We start from the raw sequence: 19,289 nt of genomic DNA on the forward strand, positions 1-19,289 counted from the left end.
TCAATATTGTTATATTGATCTAATAGACGACAGCAATATGTCTTAGTTCCAAAAGCTGCCGTATAAAGTAATACTATTCAGGTAATGCCAATTTAATGTGAAGTTGCAGATATATTGATCCCCCTAAATCCCCCTTAAAAAGGGGGACTTTGATAGATGTTTTTCCGGTTCCCCCTTTTTAAGGGGAGCCAGCGCGGTCTTGGGGGTTTCCCCCATGAGCGACTGGCGTGGGCTAGGGGGGATCGAATTCTATGCAGTATGCAGCTTCATAAAGAATTGGTATAAGGGGTATTGGTGTAGATTTGATGGATGTATTTATAGATATGTTGCATCGCAATGTCTCTACAATTAATGTCTGGAAAATAACAAGATGAGTTTGCGATTAACAGACTCGATGCGGGATGTATTTAAAAACTTGATTGATGTCTAAGTTGTATAATCTCGCTTGTGATGTGATTAAATGTGCAATGAAAAATATCTGGTTCAACATAAAGCAATTCTTTCGGCATTATGCAAGGTGTCGAATGCAATCTCTTGTGTTTATGGTCATTGGATGTGTTGCTGTATTGAGTGTGATTACCTTTGGGGCAATGTATGTTCTGGCCCAACCGACTCCAACCTCATCTGAACGTCCCGTTGTTAAAGCGCCAAATTTGGGGCGACACTTTCAAGAAATCGGGCGTGAAGGCTCAATCTTGATTTACGACTCAAAAAACAACCGCATCTATGAACACAATCCTCAACGTAATGCAAATGGGATCGCTCCAGCTTCGACATTCAAAATTTTTAACGCGCTGGTGGCATTAGAAACAGGTGTAGTTCCTGATGATGTGGCGGTTCTCACTTGGGATGGAATTCACCGAGAAATTGATGCCTGGAATCATGATACAAATTTGCGTCAAGCCTTTAAGGATTCAACTGTTTGGTTCTACCAAGTACTGGCGCGTAGGGCTGGATATGAAAGGATGCAGCAATTTATTAACAAAGTAGGCTATGGGAACCGTCAGATTGGCACTGCCGCAGACATTGATCGTTTTTGGCTACAACCCCAGTTATTACAAATTACACCCAAAGAGCAAATTAAGTTTTTGCAACGGTTGTATCAAGGCGATTTGCCTTTCTCGCAACGAACAATAAATCTTGTTAAAGACATTATGGTGCGCGAACAAACTCCAGACTACATATTGCGAGGAAAGACAGGATGGTTAACAAGTACTAAACCAAAGGTTGGTTGGTTTGTGGGTTATTTAGAGCAAAATAAAAACGTCTACTTTTTTGCCACAACCCTTGATATGCAAAAACCGGAAGATGCACCCGCCCGGATCGAGATTACACGACGTAGCCTTAAGGATTTGGGTTTACTGGCTCAAATCAATTAACCACCCCCAACAATAGTTACCACTTCTAAGCGATCGCCTGGTTGCACTTTTGTTTGTGGCCAAAACTGGCGGTGTAAAATTTCGCCGTTATACTCCACAGCCACCAAACGGGGATTAAAACCCAACTGTTGGAGTAAGTCGGGTAAAGAAGTTTGAAACGAACAGCTATGGGTTTCCCCATTTATCTGAATCGTAATCTCATTAGACATAATGTGTGTATGGGGCATTGGGCATTGGAAATTGGGTATTGGAAATTGGGTATTGGTTACTCACTTTGGGCAAATGACAAATGACAAATGACTCTTTTAAAGTTCTGGTTTAATGCGATTGAGTTGGGAGAGTAAATATTGTGTCACGAGGGTAGGCTGTTCGGCCTGCATAAGCGATCGCACTACCGCTACACGTTCGGCTCCAGCATCGATCACATCATTGATATTATTGGCATCTATTCCCCCAATCGCAAACCAGGGAATTGAGCAATTTTTGGCGGCATAACTGACATATTCTAGCCCTGTTGCTGCTTTACCTACTTTTGTGGGAGTTTCATAAACTGGCCCCACGCCAATATAATCTACACCTTCAGCAATTGCTGCTTGCATTTCTTCTTTGTTTGTGGTAGAGCGACCTATCAAACGTTGGGAACCTAGTAATTGCCGAGCAATGGTAATAGGCATATCTTGTTGTCCCAGATGCACTCCATCGGCATCGACAGCTAAAGCTAGATCAACGCGATCGTTAACAATGAACAAAGCGCCGTAGATGTGGCATAACTGCCGTAATTTTCTCGCTTGTTCCAGGCGCAAAGAATCATCGGCGGTTTTGTCGCGGTACTGTAGAAGCGTTAATCCGCCTTTGAGTGCAGCTTCGACATTGTTCAACAAACTTTCATTAGGAGAAGTAACAAGATACAAATGCGATCGCCATAATAATTGATGGCGCTGATGACCCATTAAACTACTTTCTAGGGTATAAACTTGATAGCGCATCTGCTTACAAGCTTTAGCCATATTTGGCTGATAAAGCTTGCTGTATTCTTCCAACACCCGCAATGCTTCTTCTATCCGGCAAAAGTTAGCTTGCAATACCGATTTGATACTAGCTCGTTGTTCTTCCTGAGGATGGGTTAACTCAGTCCCCGGATCGCCTGGTGTATCTCGCGCTGCCCGCAGTTCGGAGGTATGCCACTTGGCTACCTCTTGTCGCAAGCGCTTGCATTCAAGAGCCAACTGGGCATTATTCAACCCAAACCGACACCATTCCTCAATAATTCGCAAGCCCTCACGAGCGCGGTCTAAATTGGCATCTAAAATGCGGTAAACAACTTGCTGTATTTGCTCTTTTTGGCTGTATGGCTCGACCATTACAACAACCCCATTAGTGCTTTCATCAAAGTGTGAATTATCATAAGCCCTAGTAACCATAGTTAATTAATTTGCTTTTTTTTACTAGATTTTTGCTGAATCTACGCAAAACAACGTAGTAGTGAGGGTTATGGTAAATTATCCCATGTTCCTATAGACAGTGATAAGGGTAGTTTGAGGCTACAGTTTTGCACTAAGTTTAGTCAAGTATTTTACGGTGAACGACAAACTTACAAAGGACTGACAAGAGGGAATACATCAAGGAATCCACAATAGAGATATCAGTGAAAAGAGATATCAGTGAAAAATGAATGTAGAGACGTAGCACTGCTACGTCTCTACAAGGGTTCTGGATAACGTATATTTAATTTCACTCCTATATCTAATAGATAAATGACGTAGGCACAATTCATCAATTGTACCTAGCAAGAATTTTAGGCAACACATAATTAATTTCTGGAGAAGTCTAATATCATTTATTACTCTGTATGAAATATCGCCAATTGGTCAATATGTGAGTAATATTATCGACATAATACTCTGTAAGAGTATAAGAATTTATGATTACTTCTAAGGAGTCGTGTTAAATATGATTCTCCCTTATGTGTTTGACAAGTACCGTAAAGTAGATGTTTTGCTTGCAAAGCTGAGGTTTCTCAAATCAGCAAGGCTTTTATTCTTCAGTTTTTCAGTATTATTATTTACCGTCAGTCTGGGAGCGGCAAGTTTGGCGTTTCTGGGTAGTGCGTTAGCGCAGCTCGCCGTTGGCGGAGCCTCTCGTAGAGAAGGCATAGCTCAGATTCCATCAACACCAGATTCAGCACCTCTAAGTGAGAAAACACCTTCTCAGACTAATGTGCTGTCTGTCAACCCTAGCATCGGAGATGACAAAGCAGGCAATGGCAGCGAATCCGCTCCTGTAAAAACTATTACCCAAGCGTTGCGATTAGCTAATGCCAATACTGTAATTATGCTTTCCACGGGTACTTATAGCGCCGAGACAGGAGAGGAATTTCCCTTAATTCTGAAACCGGGTGTTTCAATTCAAGGCAACCCTAGCAATCAAGGTAAAGACATTATTATTCAGGGAGGCGGTGATTACCTGAGTCGGAGCTTTGCCGGTCAAAATGTCACAATTGTTGGGGCAAACCAAGTCTTGCTGACTGGGGTGACAGTGACGAACTCTAACCCCCGTGGTTACGGTTTATGGATTGAATCTAGCAATCCGGTAGTTGCAGAAAATACATTCACTGGCAGTACTCAAGATGGGATTTCTGTCAGTGGTAATGCAGCACCTACTATTAGTAAGAATTACTTTGATCGCAATGGAGCTAATGGCATCACAATTGCCGGTAACTCCAGCCCCCAAGTGAAGGAAAATATCTTTCACGAAACGGGTTTTGGGATTAATATTGCCCAAAATTCCGCTCCAATAGTCATAGGGAATCAAATTCAGAACAATAGATCGGGAATTGTCGTGCAAGCAAAAGCCCGCCCGATTTTACGGAATAATATTATTCAAGATAATAAAGAAGATGGTTTAGTTGCGATCGCTCAAGCAATGCCAGATTTGGGTAGTGCATCGGAACCTGGGGGTAATACATTTCAAAATAACGGCCGCTACGACATTAACGCCAGCACTGCTAAACAGGTAATTTCTGCTGCTGGTAACAATCTTGTGAGCGATCGCATCACTGGCAAGGTAGATATTAACGGGACAACAGCACTAGCAACCCAAAATTCTCAACCTGCTGCCAATAATGTTTTACGAGAAATACCAGCACACGGTGAAATAAGCTTTTCGGCTTCCGAAATCTCTGAAACTACTAATAGGCAAAGCAGCAACAACATTTCAGCAAATAATCCTGTTTCTACACAATTAAATAGTCAACTGCTGCCATTGGTGCCAGCTAATATATCACTTTCCACCGCTAGATCCAATCAACAACCACCCACCTCAAAAGTCGCCGGATTTCCTACTCCTAGCAGCTTGTCAGGTAGACAAATATCAACTGACACTCAAGTTGCACAGCCGCCTAATACACCACAGTTAAATTATGTGCGGATTGATCCTAATACGATTGAGTTTAGTGCCCCTGAGTATCCATCTAATTCAGTTGCACAGCCACCAGTTCCAATTATGAGGAATCAAATACAGCAGCCATCACCAATACTGAAAACTGCTGTCCCAGAGGCTTCTGCACTTTTACCACTTTCTAACAACAATATCCCCATTGCTAATATTCGCAATCTGCGAACAAGTTCTGCAAGTATTTCATATCGTGGTAACTCTGCAACACAATTTGGTGTACGTTATCGCGTAGTAGTGCCACTAGCAACTGATAGAGATAAAGATTTAGTGCGATCGCTTGTTCCTGGTGCATTTCCCACAGTTTGGGAAGGTCAAAAAGTTATGCAGGCAGGAGTATTTAGCAGTGAATATAACGCCAAAGAAATGCTCAAAACACTCTCTAGCAACGGTTTAAGAGCCATTATGGAGCCGTTGAATTAATTCGGTATTGGGCAAAACAGTTCCGAGTTTCGAGTTGCAAGTGCTGAGTAGGGAATCTCACTTTTTTACTCAGCACTCTAGAACAATTAGAGGCTGAGTTAAAACGGCGTATTAATCAAGCTAGTTAACATAGAACCCGTTACTGGAATGTCAGTAACGGGATTTTTTTAATTTAACAGCTTGACTCAATGTGAATTTTGGGACTTGCCTTTATTCAGCAACGCGGATATTCCCGCGATCGCACACCCTTATATCTGCGCTGATTTGGCGACTTGCGTCTGGATACAGCAGGCTCAGTTTTTTCCGTTTTACTAATTACTGAGAAAGTGATTGCCCTATTAGACTTGCCCTTTATCCCCATTAATCTATGATGGCGGGTTATTTTCGACAAGCTTGCTGTGCGAACCGACGAAATGTAAACCATTCTAGGAATGTGTTCCACCTTATAGCCCAATTGTGTAATCAAAAATTTCTTTGCAGTTGTGGAATGCCCTTGAAAACCATGTATATTTAGTAAAATATACTGCACTCATGAGGTAGTACATGCAGCCACTAACTGCTGGTGTGATTGCGCTAGGCGCAGTGTCAGAATGCAATCGCAACAAAGTCTTTGAAAGTAGCTTTTGGAAAGACAATTGAGAAGCTGACACAAGCAACTCTAGCTCATATAAAAGCGCTACGTGACAAGATTTAGAACAAGCTTTGAGGTAATTTGAGGCAGCAACAGCTTTTGTAGAGGTAGAAAAAGGGTCAAGGGCTGATTTAGATAAGTAGTTGGTTACTTACAAGAGGTAATGAAATCTGACCCGAATTTTGCACAATCAGTAGAAAAATTAGCCTTTGAGATTTAGTAGAAATCTTTATGTTGGTCGTAATGCAATAGTCAGATTCCTAAACTTCAAGCTTTAACCAATCTTCAATTTGCAGTTCTTGAAGTAGTTGAATTTACAAGCGAGGATGTGATGACTCAATATGACTATATTGTGATTGGTGCGGGTTCGGCAGGCTGCGTCGTCGCCAACCGCTTGACAGAAGACGGTGAAACAACCGTGTTATTACTCGAAGCTGGCGAAGAGGATACTAAACCAGAGATTCAAATCCCGTTGTCATCCCCCAACCTACCCGGATCGGAGGTGGACTGGGGATATTTCTCCGAACCAGAACCGTACCTCAATAACCGCAAAATCTTTTGTCCCCGTGGCAAAGTCTTGGGTGGCAGCAGTTCGATTAATTCCATGATTTATATCCGGGGCAATCATCACGATTATGACCACTGGCAGTCATTGGGGAATCCTGGTTGGAGTTACCAAGATGTATTGCCCTATTTCAAGAAGTCTGAGAACCAGCAACGCGGTGTCGATGCATACCACGGGGTTGATGGTGAGTTGAGCGTGACCGATATTCAAGCCCCTACTGTAGCATCCCAACGATTTGTAGAAGCAGCCGTGGCAATCGGATATAACCACAATCCTGATTTCAATGGGATACAGCAATCAGGTGCGGGAATTTATCAGTTGACGGTGAAGGATGGTTTTCGTCACAGTGCTGCTGCTGCATTCTTAGTGCCAATTCTCCAGCGTCCCAATTTAACAACGATCACAGGAGCGTTGGTAACGCGGTTATTGTTTGAGGGAACCCGCACCGTTGGGGTGGAATATATGCACCATAGTCAGCTGCACCAAGCTAGGGTTAATAAAGAAGTCATTTTAAGTGCTGGTGCATTCGATTCGCCCAAGCTGCTCATGCAAAGCGGCATTGGTGATGCAGAACACCTGCAAAAATTGGGGATTCCTGTCGTCGTTGATTTGCCAGGTGTCGGTCAAAACCTCCAAGACCACTTTCTCGTTCCTGTAGCACACCAGATAATTGCCGAGTTACAGCCAACAATTACTACTCCTGCGGCACACCAAGTAATTGCCGGATTAAACCCAGCAATTACCAGTAATGGTAACGCTGAAGCCGGATTGTTTTTACATACCGAAGGGAATCTGGATGCCGCGCCAGATTTACAGTTTTTCTTCGGTAACATTCTATGGATATCTCCTGGCACTACCCTCTCCGGTTTGGGATTCACTGTTACAGTCAGTTTGACTCATCCCCAAAACATTGGGAGTGTCAGTTTGCGATCGTCTGACCCTAAAGACCCACCAATTATTCGGATGAACTTTCTGCAAAGTCAATCCGATGTGCTGCATGTGATTGAAGGAGTTAAAATTATGCGCCAATTGTTTCATACAAGTGCCTTTGATCAGTTTCGAGGTAGAGAAATCGGTCCCGGTGCTGACGTGACTAGCGATGAAGCACTCTCAAGTTACATCCGCTCAGTTTGCATTACGGGGTATCATCCTGTCGGCACCTGCAAAATGGGAACTGACCCAATGGCGGTTGTCTCGCCGGAACTCCGGGTACATGGGGTTGAGGGGTTGCGGGTTGTTGATGCATCGATCATGCCAACTCTGATCGGGGGCAATACAAACGCGCCCACCATTATGATCGGCGAAAAAGGAGCCGATTTAATTAAAGCAGCAGGTCGCGTTTCACAGCAAGTAGCTTCAGCAATGGGAAACTAAATCGCTGGCGCGATCGCGGGGTCAAATGAGCAATCGTACAGATAGTTACGGGCTTGCCTGTAACGCTTCCTGGTTAAGCATTCTGTCAATCGATATATTTGGCAATTCTCAATGTACCAATTAACCTATGGATTATTTGGTGCAACAATTTAATACGGCTCATCTTGGGTTTGAAGCTCCTAAATTTCAGAGACTTCAATTGGTACAGTTTCATCCGTGGCGATGCCTGCGGCGGCAAGCTACGCAGTGTAAATTTTATAGTTGGCTTATCGTTTTGGCTCGTAATTCATGCAGCATTACACTTTTGAGCCATTACGTGTAATGGGGGGCGAAAAGTATTATTTTCTCGTGGTTGTGAGCAGCGTCACTAATCTTGAGTATTTTCCCAACTTAGGATCATAAGTTGGGATTTGAGTTCTGACTGGATTAAATAGTTAAATTATATTTATGATACTTTTGGGCGCGATCGCCTTCGCCGTCAATCGGGTTAAGGAAACAAAACTCATCATCTAATACCTCAAAACGACTTTGAAGTACCTCAACACGACTTTGAAGTACCTCAAAACGACTTTGGAGTACCTCAAAACGACTTTGAAGTACCTCAAAACGACTTTGGAGTACCTCAAAACGACTTTGGAGTACCTCAAAACGACTTTGAGGTATCTGTTGCTTATTTAATGTTACTTTTTTGACAAGTTTAATAAATACCTCAGTACAATCCACTAAAAATAATTAGGTCGATCTTAATTTGCTTTAATTTTTCCGAATTATCTCTCAGAGAAGTTTATTGTTGCATTGGCTAGAGTACATGCAGTAATCCTATAACTTCCTTCAGGAGCGCATTTTATGGCACGACTAAAACGCAGTTCACTGACTCTCGAAAACGCTCTCCGTCGAATTGCAGGAATGCGATCGATTAGCCCGACGCTAGAATTTGGTAACGGATTAAATTTGACAGACTACGACAGCCGCATCCAAAACTTACAAACCCAGCTATCTACATATAACACTTTACTCTCTACCCTAGATGAAATGACGGGTCGCCTCTCTCTAATTGAAGAAGAATTGCGCGGCTACTCTGAAAAGATGTTAATGAGTGTAGCAACCCATTATGGCAAAGACAGTTTGCAATATGTCCAGGCGGGAGGCAAGTCACGCAAGAAATTATCACGCCGTTCGAGCAACACCCAATCCCCATCTGAAAGTACAGCTACAATCTTGAATGGTGCAAACAACTATGGTAAAGAAACCTCTGTTGTTTTACCCTAATCGTTTAACTGCATCATGCTGACAATCGCTCCTTTATCTTTGCTTCCCCTGCTCCTGAAAAACCTATCCTGGTTTATGATCCAAACGGGTGGCTTGCTCTAGGGCAGCTTTTTCTTTGGCTCGGCGGACGTATGGTTGTAATTGGGCGCGATCGCAACCTGTTAAAATAATTAAATTTTCCAAGGTGATTCCCCGCATCAACATTTCTACACGCCAGGTTTGTTGTGCTTGTGCTATGACTGGCGCTTGTCCTTGGGGAGTTAATAATCCTTCACTCCATACTTGCCAACGTGTCTCAATCTCTGATTCTGAGATGGGTGTGCCTGTTTCATTCAGAAACATGGCTGTTTGAGCATCTTTACGACTTTTCAGCCATTTGATTAAGGGATTATTGGTAAAAGCACCGTAGCGTTTGCCCAAAATCCACTGATTTACAGATACTTGACGGACAAATCCGGGGATTGTAATTTGCAAGAAGTGCCCTTGAGTATCGCAAATTTGGTGCGATCGCTCCAAGCTAGTTATTTCTATAGTGGATAATCCAGCGCCAAATAACACGTAAGCCAAGGCATAATCTCGGATGCCAAATTTCCTGGCTTGTTGCAGAATTTCGTGAACTAAAGTAGCAGGCAAATCAGCTACTTCTGTGGTGATGAACCCTCCTTGTAAAGAGTTTGTTGCTAGTTCTGCTGAGGATGACATAGCTCCATGTAAAAACAATTCCACCAAATTTTCCAGAAAATCATCCCGATCCTCCCAAAGTTCGTGAAATTCGCTGGTGAACTCAATTACGGCATATCCCAAGATCATCCCATTTAGTAAACTGGCTAATTTTTCTGCCGGTAAGTAGGTGTTTAGGTGTCCTTGCTGGATTACAGTAGCTAAATACTGAGCTACATAGCGGTTTGCTTCTGTTACTCCCCTGCCTAGTGCGCGACGATTTTCTGCCGGGAATTGGTCGGCTTCACCTACCACAGACCGGACGAACTCTGGTACTCGTTCTAAGGCATGTAAAGTGTCACTTGCATAATCTTTAAGAGCTTGGTAGACATTGCCGGGAGGCGTTGCCCGCCTTACCAGCGACTCGCCTAAATCCTTGAAGGCTGCGGACTCTTCCAGCACAGCCAAAAGTAGCCCGTGCTTATTGCCAAAATTCCGAAATAGAGTCACTTCATTGACTTCGGCTTTTTCAGCAATTTGACGGGTTGTAGTGGCGCTGACTCCATGAGCAGAAAACAACTCAAGTGCAGCTTGAATCAAGCGTTGACGAGTGGAAATGAGTTGAGAAGACATAAAGAAATGCAAGTGGCACTTGCACGGAAATTAGAGTTCTGCTAGCATAACAAATGTAAGTGATACTTGCTTTACTTTACCCTACGGCTGACGCTCCTGCGTCGCTAACGCCAGTCGCTAATGGGGGAAACCCCCCAGACGCTTGTACCTCGCTAACGCTGCGCTATCGCCCTTGGCGTCTCCCTTTGGGAGAAGACCGCGCTGGCTCACTGTAACTAACTGGTGACAGTGTGGGTAAATCCTTAGTGGGATGCCCAATAAAAAGTAAATCACTTCATCATCCATTAACAGGAATTTTTATGACCGCAAATTTTGGGGCGATCGCCCCTGAGAGAGGCAACTCACCTCGGCTCAGTTGGACAAATGTGGTATTTTTTGCTACATTTCATGCTTTAGCACTTTTGGCTCCTTGGTTTTTTTCCTGGTCAGCATTAGCTTTGCTAGTGTTTCTGCACTGGTTATTCGGGAGTATTGGTATTTGCCTGGGATATCACCGACTACTGAGCCATAAAAGTTTTCAGGTTCCTAAGTGGTTAGAGTATGCGATCGCCCTCATTGGAGCGCTGGCTTTACAAGGCGGGCCAATTTTTTGGGTAGGTGGACACCGCCAGCATCACGCCCACACAGAAGACATAAATTTAGATCCCTATTCTGCCCAAAGAGGATTTTGGTGGAGTCACATACTATGGATTTTCTACCCACGTCCAGAATTTTTTGACTATGACACCTATAAAAAATATGCGCCCGATCTAGCAAGACAACCCTATTATTGCTGGTTAGATCGTTACTTCTTACTGTTGCAAATACCCTTCGGGCTGCTGCTTTATGCCTTGGGAGGATGGTCTTTTGTGTTTTATGGAGTATTTCTCAGATGTGTCTTGCTTTGGCACTCAACCTGGTTTGTGAACTCAGCATCACACCTGTGGGGTTATCGCACCTTTGATGCTAATGATGGCGCTCGTAATCTTTGGTGGGTATCCCTCGTCACTTATGGAGAAGGATGGCACAACAACCATCATACCTATCCCCACATGGCGAAATCTGGGTTATCTTGGTGGGAAATTGATGTTACTTGGTGGAGCATCTTAGCTTTGCAGACTTTGGGTTTAGCCAAAAAAGTTGTATCGCGTCCTCCTCAAGGTGCAATTCACAGCTAAGTTGCAACTCAATTATCAGGAATTTGTTAAGCCGACTGCGGAAAGCAATCGGCTTAATATTTTTTATATCTAACGGTTTAGAGCAATTTTGCAAGACAGACCCCGCCACAAAACTTGCGGTTTCTCTTGTAGTCGGGGACTTAAACCCGCCGAAGTTTGTTAATGGACTTCCAAATAAAAAAATATTCAATTAACGTGAGTTCGATAAACCTCTCTCTGCGTTGAACTAAAGTTCAAGTCTGTCCCTCTCCGAGTCGCAGAGGGACGGTTTTGCATAGTAAAACCAGGGAGAGGTCTTTTTTACGGCTAATTAGATGGACACTATATGATTCTGTCGAACTCAGGTTCAATTAACTATTGTGGGGCGGGCATCTTGCCCGCCCCACAATATTGGATAATCTATTTCTTGGAGTTCCCTAACTAGCTAACTTGCTACTTAGTTCAAGAAATTTGGACTAGCACTACCACCATTCCTACCAACAGCAGGAATTTCCAGTAGACTATCTGTAGCTTTGCCAGTGCCGTCATTGGTAACAGATGTAGAATCACCTGGATGTCCATTGGGGACAAACAATTGCGGGTGGTCAAAAGGCGCTTTATCATACCTAACTCGCTCATCAGTCAGTCCTTTTAAAAAGGCGACCAATTGCTGTTTTTCTTCCGGTGAAAGATTCAGTGGAGGAAGAACGCCAAAATCGCCACCCCGATTATAAAAATCAACCACTTGTTCTAAGGTTGCCTGACCTCCATTGTGGAAGTAGGGAGCTGTGAGTTCCACATTGCGAAGTCCAGGTGCTTTAAAGGCTCCGTTTGCAAACACAGTTTCACTAGAATTCAATGGTGGAGTGAGAATGGGAGGGTTTTCGCCGAGGAGAAGCTGAAATTTGCCCAACTGAGCCAATCGTGCCTCTGAAAGCGGATTACCTTGACCGTTACCAAACAAACCGTCATTACCACCCAAAGCGGGGTCGTCTGTGGCAGGTCTAACGCCGATATTGAAGAAGCCATTGTCTTCAGGGGATCTTGCTCCGAACGGCGCACGTTTGATTCGTCCGTCTTTAGCCACGCTGCTGACTGAAGCAGCTGTTAATTCCGATCCGATATGACAACCAATACACAGACCTTTCCCCTCAAATATTTGTTTCCCTTTTTGCTGCTGCGGGGTTAGGGCAGTAGTGTTTCCTTCCAAGAAACGATCGAAGGGCGTATCATTGGCAATGAGTGTAGACTCATATAACTGAATTGCCAGCCCAAAGAATAGCGAGAAATTGTACTCCGTCAATGTGTACTCATTAGTCTTCAAGGAGCGATCGGGCCTCTTGACAATATTTCGTTGACCTTGAGCATCAACTTGGATAAGTCGATTAGACTTCCACCACTCTGGCTTGAAGGCATCTTGAATCATCTGCTCATAAGTTCTATCTTTGAGTCCGGGTTTGGGCCACCTACTATCTCGACCTAAAACGCTGTCTTGTGGATGCACTATTTGCTCACCTAAAGGTCTGAGAGCAAATAACTTTTTCCCAAGTTTTCGGGGGAGCTTTTTACCATTACTAATTCGTCCGAACTTATCACCAACTTCTTGAAAAGTACGACCATTGGCGGACAACTCGGTAGAACTGAGTGGTGGGCCGAGCGCCTGAGAAGCCAAAGACGAATTATTCAGGCTGATTTTGACAAATTTAGGCTGATTTGGGTTCTCGGCTTTGACAACAGAGGCATTAGGATCTCTTAAACCGAAGGGATTCACCCCATTAAAAATGTTTTGTGCCCTTCCGTCCCAGAAGTTACGGAAGTTGAACGCTGCATTAATTACAGTTGGTGTGTTACGCCCCTGGACTTGGCGCACATTTATACCACCCACATTAAACACCAGATCTGGCTCGTTTGTTACTTTGTCTTGTGCATTACCAGGTATGACATCAACAAACTTTGTATTGAAGGCCCCCTGAGAGGAACTGACATCGTTTTTGTCAGATACAAGAGTCGTAGGATCATCTGGGTTTGACAGTTTGTGGAATGGGAAATCTTCCGGCTTTAGCTGGTAGTTTGGTAGTCCGCCTACATTAAAAATTGTATCTGGATTAGCTGTCCCATCGGCGTTAATTCGTAAAAGCCCAGGATTGATCTGATTTTTGGATCTATTGTCAGCCCCAGCATGGAAGTGGCAACTAGCACAGGAAGTTTGTCCATCGCTTCCAACGTGCATATCCCAGAAAAGAGCTTTTCCTAACTTGATGGCGGCTACTTTGTCTTTTACGAAGTCTCCAAGATTGTCAGGCTGTGGAACCGATATGCTTCTTAGCGAGGCTAGAGGCGGCGGTGTGACTTGGGCTGATACAGTATTTCCAGCTATTACTGCTGCCATAATCAGGGCAGCAATTGTCATAGTCTTTAAAAATCTTGATCTCAAGTACTTAAGCTTGCGATATCTGAATCTCGACTCTTGCCGCTTTATTTTTGTAATTAAAGATTTGAGCAAAAATCTACCTCTTGAAGTCAACAGCAAGTAAATTGATAAGCTAGCAATAAAAATCACTAAGCTAATTATGGGTATAATCCCCATAGTTTTTTGTAAAAAAATAACATTGAGATAGAGTATACATTTACGATTGAGGTTGAAATTTAATATTCATGTAAAATAATTACGTAATTTACAAATTTTATGTAAACAAAAAATACTTACTTCGAGATACAAGTAAATTGAGTAGGTAGGTAAGCTCTATATTCTTGAATTTGCATATATTGGGCAAGCGAGATGCTCACCTTACAAGAAATGTAAAATTTCAGATGATGCAAACTAGTAGATGTGGTTTAACTTATAGCGTTTTCCGACCTAGTAAGGTGTAGGGGCACGGCATGCCGTGCCCCTACACCTTACGATGTAATGTTGTACCTCATCTGAATGGGAACCGCTATATTAAGATACTTTATCAATAAGAACTTAAAATCTTAGATATATTTCAGCTTACAATTAGCCCTACTTTGAGTAGGATACTTAAATGTCACTACATCAAAATTCTGGTCGGTGGCGCTTAGGGCTAGCATTATCGCTATTGACGGTCTTATTGTGGGGAATTTTACCTATTGCCCTGACGGTAACTCTACAAGTACTTGATGTCTATACCGTTATTTGGTTTCGCTTTTTGATATCATTTTTTCTGCTTGCCATGTATTTAGGAATACGCGGTAAATTACCAAAGTTAGAACAATTGCGTTCTGCTTCTGGAAAATTATTAGCGATCGCAACACTTTTCTTAGGGATTAATTACTTTTTGTTCATGCATGGTTTAGCGCTGACATCGCCTGCTAATGCTGAAGTTCTCATTCAATTATCTAGCCTTTTATTAGGTTTTGGAGGATTAGTTATTTTTAAAGAACGTTACCGACTGTCTCAATGGATTGGTGTAAGTGTAATGATTTGCGGTTATCTTTTATTTTTTCGGGAACAACTCACAAATTTAATTACAGCGCATGGCACTTACATACTCGGTAGTTTCTTGATTGCACTAGGATCGGCAGCATGGGCTATTTATGCTTTGGCACAAAAGCAATTATTACAATCTTTATCTTCCCCTAGTATTATGCTGATTATTTACGGGGGATGTGCTTTATTATTCACTCCTTTAGCCCGAGTAAAATCACTTTTTATACTTGATGGTTTCCATTTAGGAATGTTAGTTTTCTGTGCTTTGAATACTTTAATCGCTTATGGTGCTTTTGCCGAATCATTAGAACATTGGGAAGCATCACGGGTAAGTGCAGTAATCGCTCTAGCTCCCATTGTGACATTAATATCAGTTGTAGTTGTATCAGTTATTGCACCTTCTTTAATAGCACCAGAATATTTCACTTTTATCGCAATATTAGGTGCAGGTTTAGTAGTCACAGGTTCAGTAGCGATCGCCTTGGGAAAATCGGGTGAATTGCCATGATTTTCGGGATTTTTACTGGGTTTTTTAGCTAATGAATTAGTGCTTTATTCAAAGCTACAACATAAATACTGAGGCAGAGTATTTTTTATTTGTTATGATTTAATAGTGAAGGCAAGCTACTGAAGTCAGACAGATACTTTACCGATCTGCGTGACTCTGTAGTTGTTAATTGTTGACTTGATAGCCGAAAAATCCTTGAAAAAGAATTCAAAAATCAGAATTCAGGAGTCAGCATAAATTACTAGGTAAATTGGGAATCACTACTTTTTTTGACTACTAAATCTTAGATTTAGTGGAGATTTTAAACCCATTTATACCTATTATTTTCAGCAAGCTACATTCGCAAGTCATACATAATTCATCCTGAATTATAACTCCTGACTCCTAAATTCTGTTTTGATAAAATTGAGGCTAATAACTTTAAGTAAACTAAGCAGGGCGCCCGAATAACTACCAAAGCCAACACCCGATAAAACCAGACCACTGAAACAGTTGAGCGATGAATAGTTTGTTTGGTAATTGGGCCAGCACCCTCAGAAAAAATTCCCTATTGCTGGTTCTTTCAATGGTGCTGCCAACATTTGGAATTAGTAATTCTGTCTTGGCAGCAGAGCGGATTTATGCATCTTATTCAGCTTTAGAGCTTTCCATTTCAGTCTCCACTTTAGAGAATTACGCCAAAACAGGTGTAATTAACGAAGATTTGGCAGCTTATCAGCAATATCTGCCTCTAGAACAGCTTCAAGAATTGCGGCGGATTTTGCTTAATCGTGTGAAAGTTAGTCCGATAGTAGTTTCGCAACTTCTCTACACTCCACAAGGAGAATTTTTGCTGCATCGGTTGGCGCAAGTGATTATAAATAAATCTTCTCAGCCAAAAACAGAATTTAGTGCCTTGCGTTCGGCGCTAATTTTAGCTTCTGGTGAATCGGGAGGGTTGACACTTTTGAATGTGTTGCGGAAATATCCCAGCAGCAGCATTCGCCTTGATGTCGCCGAGACTTTGGAAATATCTACGGAATTGGAGAAACTTGTTAACCAAACCCATCAGGCGATCGCAGCAGTTTCCCAAAAGTCTAAAATAGAAGCTGCTACTATTTCTCAACCAAATTTCTCGCAATTACCAGATTTACAGGTTCCGGGAAAGTTGAAGTCGCAAAAATACATCCTGAAGTTTTTCGACTCAAGGCGCAACCGGCTCTTATTGACTGATGTTTACATTCCCAATGTCCAGAAAGCTGCACCAGTAATTGTCATTTCTCACGGCTTGGGTTTAGACAGTAGCAACTTTCAATATTTAGCCACTCATCTAGCTTCCTACGGATTTGCCGTTGTCGTTCCCAATCATCCTGGTAGTGATGCTAAACAATTACGTTCTCTGTTAAATGGACACGCCATTGAAGTAGCAGAACCAGGAGAATTTAAAGACCGACCAATGGACATAACATATATCTTGAATCAATTGGAAAAAGGTAATCAATCTGATTCACGGTTTAAAGGTCGCTTAAATCTGCAACAAGTCGGAGTATTTGGTCAATCTTTGGGTGGCTATACAGCCTTAGCCTTAGCAGGCGCTAAAATCAACTTTGAGCAGCTAAAACAAGACTGTCAACCAGCAGCACTACAAAATACCTGGAATATGTCTTTACTGCTCCAGTGTCGCGCTTTGGAATTGAGCAGCAAGTCTGACAAGGATTATAACTTGCGGGATGAGAGAGTGAAAGCTGCGATCGCAGTTAATCCCGTTACTAGTTCGATTTTAGGTAAAGCTGGCTTAAGTCAAATCAAAACTCCAGTAATGATTGTCAGCAGTAGTGATGATACAGTTGCACCAGCTTTATCTGAGCAAATTTTACCTTTCTCCTGGTTGACAAATTCACAAAAGTATCTTGTCATGCTTGTAGGTGGCACTCACTTTTCTACCATTGGTAATGGTAATCCTGCAAATCAACAAGTAGCATTACCTGCTGATATGATTGGTGATGCTTCCCAAGCGCGTCGTTATATGAATGTTTTGAGTTTACCTTTCTTCCAAACATACATTGTCGGAAAGCCACAATACACCCCCTACCTAAATGCAGGCTACGCTCAAAGCATTTCTAGTAAGTCGCTTGGCTTGAGCCTTGTCAAGTCATTGAATACAAACGAATTAGCTCAATTGCTGGATATTAAAGGAGCCAAAACCGCAAAAAAAAACTCCCCAACACCATAGTCAGCTTCGGATTTTGGATGTTGGATATTGGCGTTGCACTGCTGCATGTGATGATTTTTATTTGACTTGAACATAAAAAAGGGCGAGTCAAACACCCACCCCGAAGCATAAATTAGTGTAATTATCACAATACCTTATACCGTTTCACTTTAAGATTGATACAGATTCTTGCAGGGGGAGCAAGGGAGGCAGGGGAGGCAAGAATAGTGATTTCTTTGTATCAATAATTTCGTGAAATGGTATTACACTGTGCATTGTGACGTAACAAATGGTCACATAATACCAGGGCTACCATCGCCTCAACCATTGGAACTGCACGCGGTAACACACAAGGATCGTGCCGTCCTTTTGCCGCTAGTAGGGTTTCTTCACCTTCACGAGTTACTGTCTTTTGCTCTTTTCTAATTGTCGCCGTTGGCTTAAATGCAACTCGTAAAATGATATTTTCTCCGTTGGAAATTCCCCCTTGAATACCACCAGAACGGTTAGTTACAGTGCGAATTTCACCATTTTCATCAATATAATATTCGTCGTTATGCTCAATTCCGGTTAACAGCGTCCCCCCAAAACCGGAACCAATTTCAAAGCCTTTGCTAGCAGGGAGAGACATCACACCCTTAGCGATATCAGCTTCTAATTTATCAAATACTGGTTCGCCTAAAGCTTTCGGTACATTACGCGCCACACATTCTACGACACCGCCGATAGAATCACCAAGTCTACCAACTTGCTCAATTAATTCAATCATGCGATCGCTACATTCAGCATCGGGACAACGGACGATGTTGCTTTCAACCTGTTCTAAGGTAACAGTGTTGGGATCAACTACACCTTCCAAGTCTTTGATGCGCTTAACGTAAGCGATAACTTCGACATTGGCAACTTGACGGAGAATTTTTTTAGCGATCGCACCTGCTGCTACTCTGCCAATTGTCTCACGCGCTGACGATCTTCCCCCACCTTGCCAATTGCGAATGCCATATTTTGCATCATAAGTTGCATCCGCATGAGAAGGTCGATACTTATATGCCATCTCATCGTAGTCTTGGGGACGAGTGTCTTTGTTCCGTACCAAAATTGCTATGGGCGTTCCTAGTGTTTTGCCTTCAAATACACCTGATAATATCTCACAAGTATCGGCTTCTTTGCGAGGGGTCGTAATTTTACTTTGTCCCGGACGCCTTCTATCTAGTTCTACTTGAATTTCTGCTGCCGAAATTTCTAGTTGTGGAGGACAACCATCAATCACAACCCCCACACCGCCGCCGTGAGATTCACCAAAAGTAGTGATGCGAAATAGATGACCAAAAGTGTTGCCCATGATCTGAAAGAAAAAGGATTAGGCTTATGTATTCTACCTAGAGTTTGTGCAAAAGTTAATTTTTGTGATTTTGCACTTGGACTGTATGACGTATAAGCTATTTTTTACCCGTACAAACAAGAAAGCGCCCTCCGTTACCAGAGGGCGCTTTCTAATTTAGCTAAGCTTCAGAATTAACCGTTGATAGCAGGAGCGGTAAGAGCAACAGGAGCAACATCACCAGCAGCCAAATCTAGAGGGAAGTTGTGAGCGTTACGCTCGTGCATTACTTCCATACCCA

Annotated in this window: 13 protein-coding genes and 1 pseudogene; 7 read left to right on the plus strand and 7 right to left on the minus strand. The window is 42.6% G+C overall.

Annotation, left to right across the window (positions count from 1 at the left end; translation table 11 throughout):
- Nucleotides 1–524 precede the first annotated feature (524 nt).
- Complete coding sequence (gene blaOXA / locus HWQ39_RS29450) at nucleotides 525–1,379, plus strand: class D beta-lactamase (protein WP_292853303.1); 855 nt, start codon at nucleotides 525–527, stop codon at nucleotides 1,377–1,379.
- Here blaOXA and thiS read toward each other — a convergent pair.
- Both thiS and HWQ39_RS29460 read right to left on the minus strand, forming a co-directional pair.
- Nucleotides 1,376–1,588: a sulfur carrier protein ThiS gene (gene thiS / locus HWQ39_RS29455; RefSeq protein WP_289795252.1), complete on the minus strand. Its 213-nt coding sequence runs from the start codon at nucleotides 1,586–1,588 to the stop codon at nucleotides 1,376–1,378. The two genes, blaOXA and thiS, sit on opposite strands and share 4 nt — an antisense overlap.
- A gap of 96 nt (nucleotides 1,589–1,684) precedes the next feature.
- Nucleotides 1,685–2,740 (minus strand): thiamine phosphate synthase, encoded by a 1,056-nt coding sequence (locus HWQ39_RS29460; RefSeq protein ID WP_292853305.1) that lies wholly within the window; start codon nucleotides 2,738–2,740, stop codon nucleotides 1,685–1,687.
- A 589-nt stretch (nucleotides 2,741–3,329) separates the two neighbouring features.
- On the opposite strand from HWQ39_RS29460, the gene HWQ39_RS29465 reads away from it, so the two are divergent.
- Both HWQ39_RS29465 and HWQ39_RS29470 read left to right on the plus strand, forming a co-directional pair.
- Nucleotides 3,330–5,252, plus strand: a complete 1,923-nt coding sequence (locus tag HWQ39_RS29465; protein WP_292853307.1) for a DUF1565 domain-containing protein — start codon at nucleotides 3,330–3,332, stop codon at nucleotides 5,250–5,252.
- 962 nt (nucleotides 5,253–6,214) lie between these two features.
- Nucleotides 6,215–7,822, plus strand: a complete 1,608-nt coding sequence (locus HWQ39_RS29470) for a GMC family oxidoreductase N-terminal domain-containing protein (RefSeq protein WP_292853309.1) — start codon at nucleotides 6,215–6,217, stop codon at nucleotides 7,820–7,822.
- 426 nt (nucleotides 7,823–8,248) lie between these two features.
- Here HWQ39_RS29470 and HWQ39_RS29475 read toward each other — a convergent pair whose 3' ends face one another.
- A complete protein-coding gene (locus HWQ39_RS29475) occupies nucleotides 8,249–8,545 on the minus strand; it encodes a hypothetical protein (protein ID WP_292853311.1) in 297 nt (98 codons plus the stop codon).
- A 123-nt stretch (nucleotides 8,546–8,668) separates the two neighbouring features.
- Between HWQ39_RS29475 and HWQ39_RS29480 the strand changes: the two genes are divergently transcribed.
- Nucleotides 8,669–9,091: a hypothetical protein gene (locus tag HWQ39_RS29480; RefSeq protein ID WP_292853313.1), complete on the plus strand. Its 423-nt coding sequence runs from the start codon at nucleotides 8,669–8,671 to the stop codon at nucleotides 9,089–9,091.
- A gap of 63 nt (nucleotides 9,092–9,154) precedes the next feature.
- Here the strand turns inward: HWQ39_RS29480 and HWQ39_RS29485 are convergent, their stop codons facing one another.
- Nucleotides 9,155–10,384 carry a TetR family transcriptional regulator gene (locus HWQ39_RS29485; protein ID WP_292853315.1) on the minus strand — a complete coding sequence of 410 codons (1,230 nt, stop codon included), beginning with the start codon at nucleotides 10,382–10,384 and terminating at the stop codon, nucleotides 9,155–9,157.
- A gap of 299 nt (nucleotides 10,385–10,683) precedes the next feature.
- On the opposite strand from HWQ39_RS29485, the gene HWQ39_RS29490 reads away from it, so the two are divergent.
- Entirely contained in the window at nucleotides 10,684–11,541 is an 858-nt protein-coding gene (locus tag HWQ39_RS29490) for a fatty acid desaturase (RefSeq protein ID WP_292853317.1), read from the plus strand.
- A 436-nt stretch (nucleotides 11,542–11,977) separates the two neighbouring features.
- On the opposite strand, the gene HWQ39_RS29495 is transcribed toward HWQ39_RS29490, so the two are convergent.
- Complete coding sequence (locus HWQ39_RS29495) at nucleotides 11,978–13,930, minus strand: cytochrome c peroxidase (RefSeq protein WP_292853319.1); 1,953 nt, start codon at nucleotides 13,928–13,930, stop codon at nucleotides 11,978–11,980.
- Nucleotides 13,931–14,543: 613 nt separating this feature from the next.
- Between HWQ39_RS29495 and HWQ39_RS29500 the strand changes: the two genes are divergently transcribed.
- Nucleotides 14,544–15,476, plus strand: a complete 933-nt coding sequence (locus tag HWQ39_RS29500; RefSeq protein ID WP_292853321.1) for a DMT family transporter — start codon at nucleotides 14,544–14,546, stop codon at nucleotides 15,474–15,476.
- A gap of 499 nt (nucleotides 15,477–15,975) precedes the next feature.
- Nucleotides 15,976–17,688: an alpha/beta hydrolase gene (locus HWQ39_RS29505; RefSeq protein WP_292853323.1), complete on the plus strand. Its 1,713-nt coding sequence runs from the start codon at nucleotides 15,976–15,978 to the stop codon at nucleotides 17,686–17,688.
- A gap of 220 nt (nucleotides 17,689–17,908) precedes the next feature.
- Here the strand turns inward: HWQ39_RS29505 and aroC are convergent, their stop codons facing one another.
- Together aroC and HWQ39_RS29515 are read right to left on the minus strand one after the other, a co-directional pair.
- On the minus strand, nucleotides 17,909–19,009 hold the full coding sequence (aroC, locus tag HWQ39_RS29510) for a chorismate synthase (RefSeq protein WP_292853325.1): 1,101 nt from the start codon (nucleotides 19,007–19,009) through the stop codon (nucleotides 17,909–17,911).
- A 173-nt stretch (nucleotides 19,010–19,182) separates the two neighbouring features.
- Nucleotides 19,183–19,289 (minus strand): annotated as a pseudogene (locus HWQ39_RS29515) (photosystem II protein D1); the annotation flags it as partial.

The sequence above is a fragment of the Nostoc sp. NMS8 genome (genome assembly GCF_017115045.1).
GTDB lineage: Bacteria > Cyanobacteriota > Cyanobacteriia > Cyanobacteriales > Nostocaceae > Nostoc.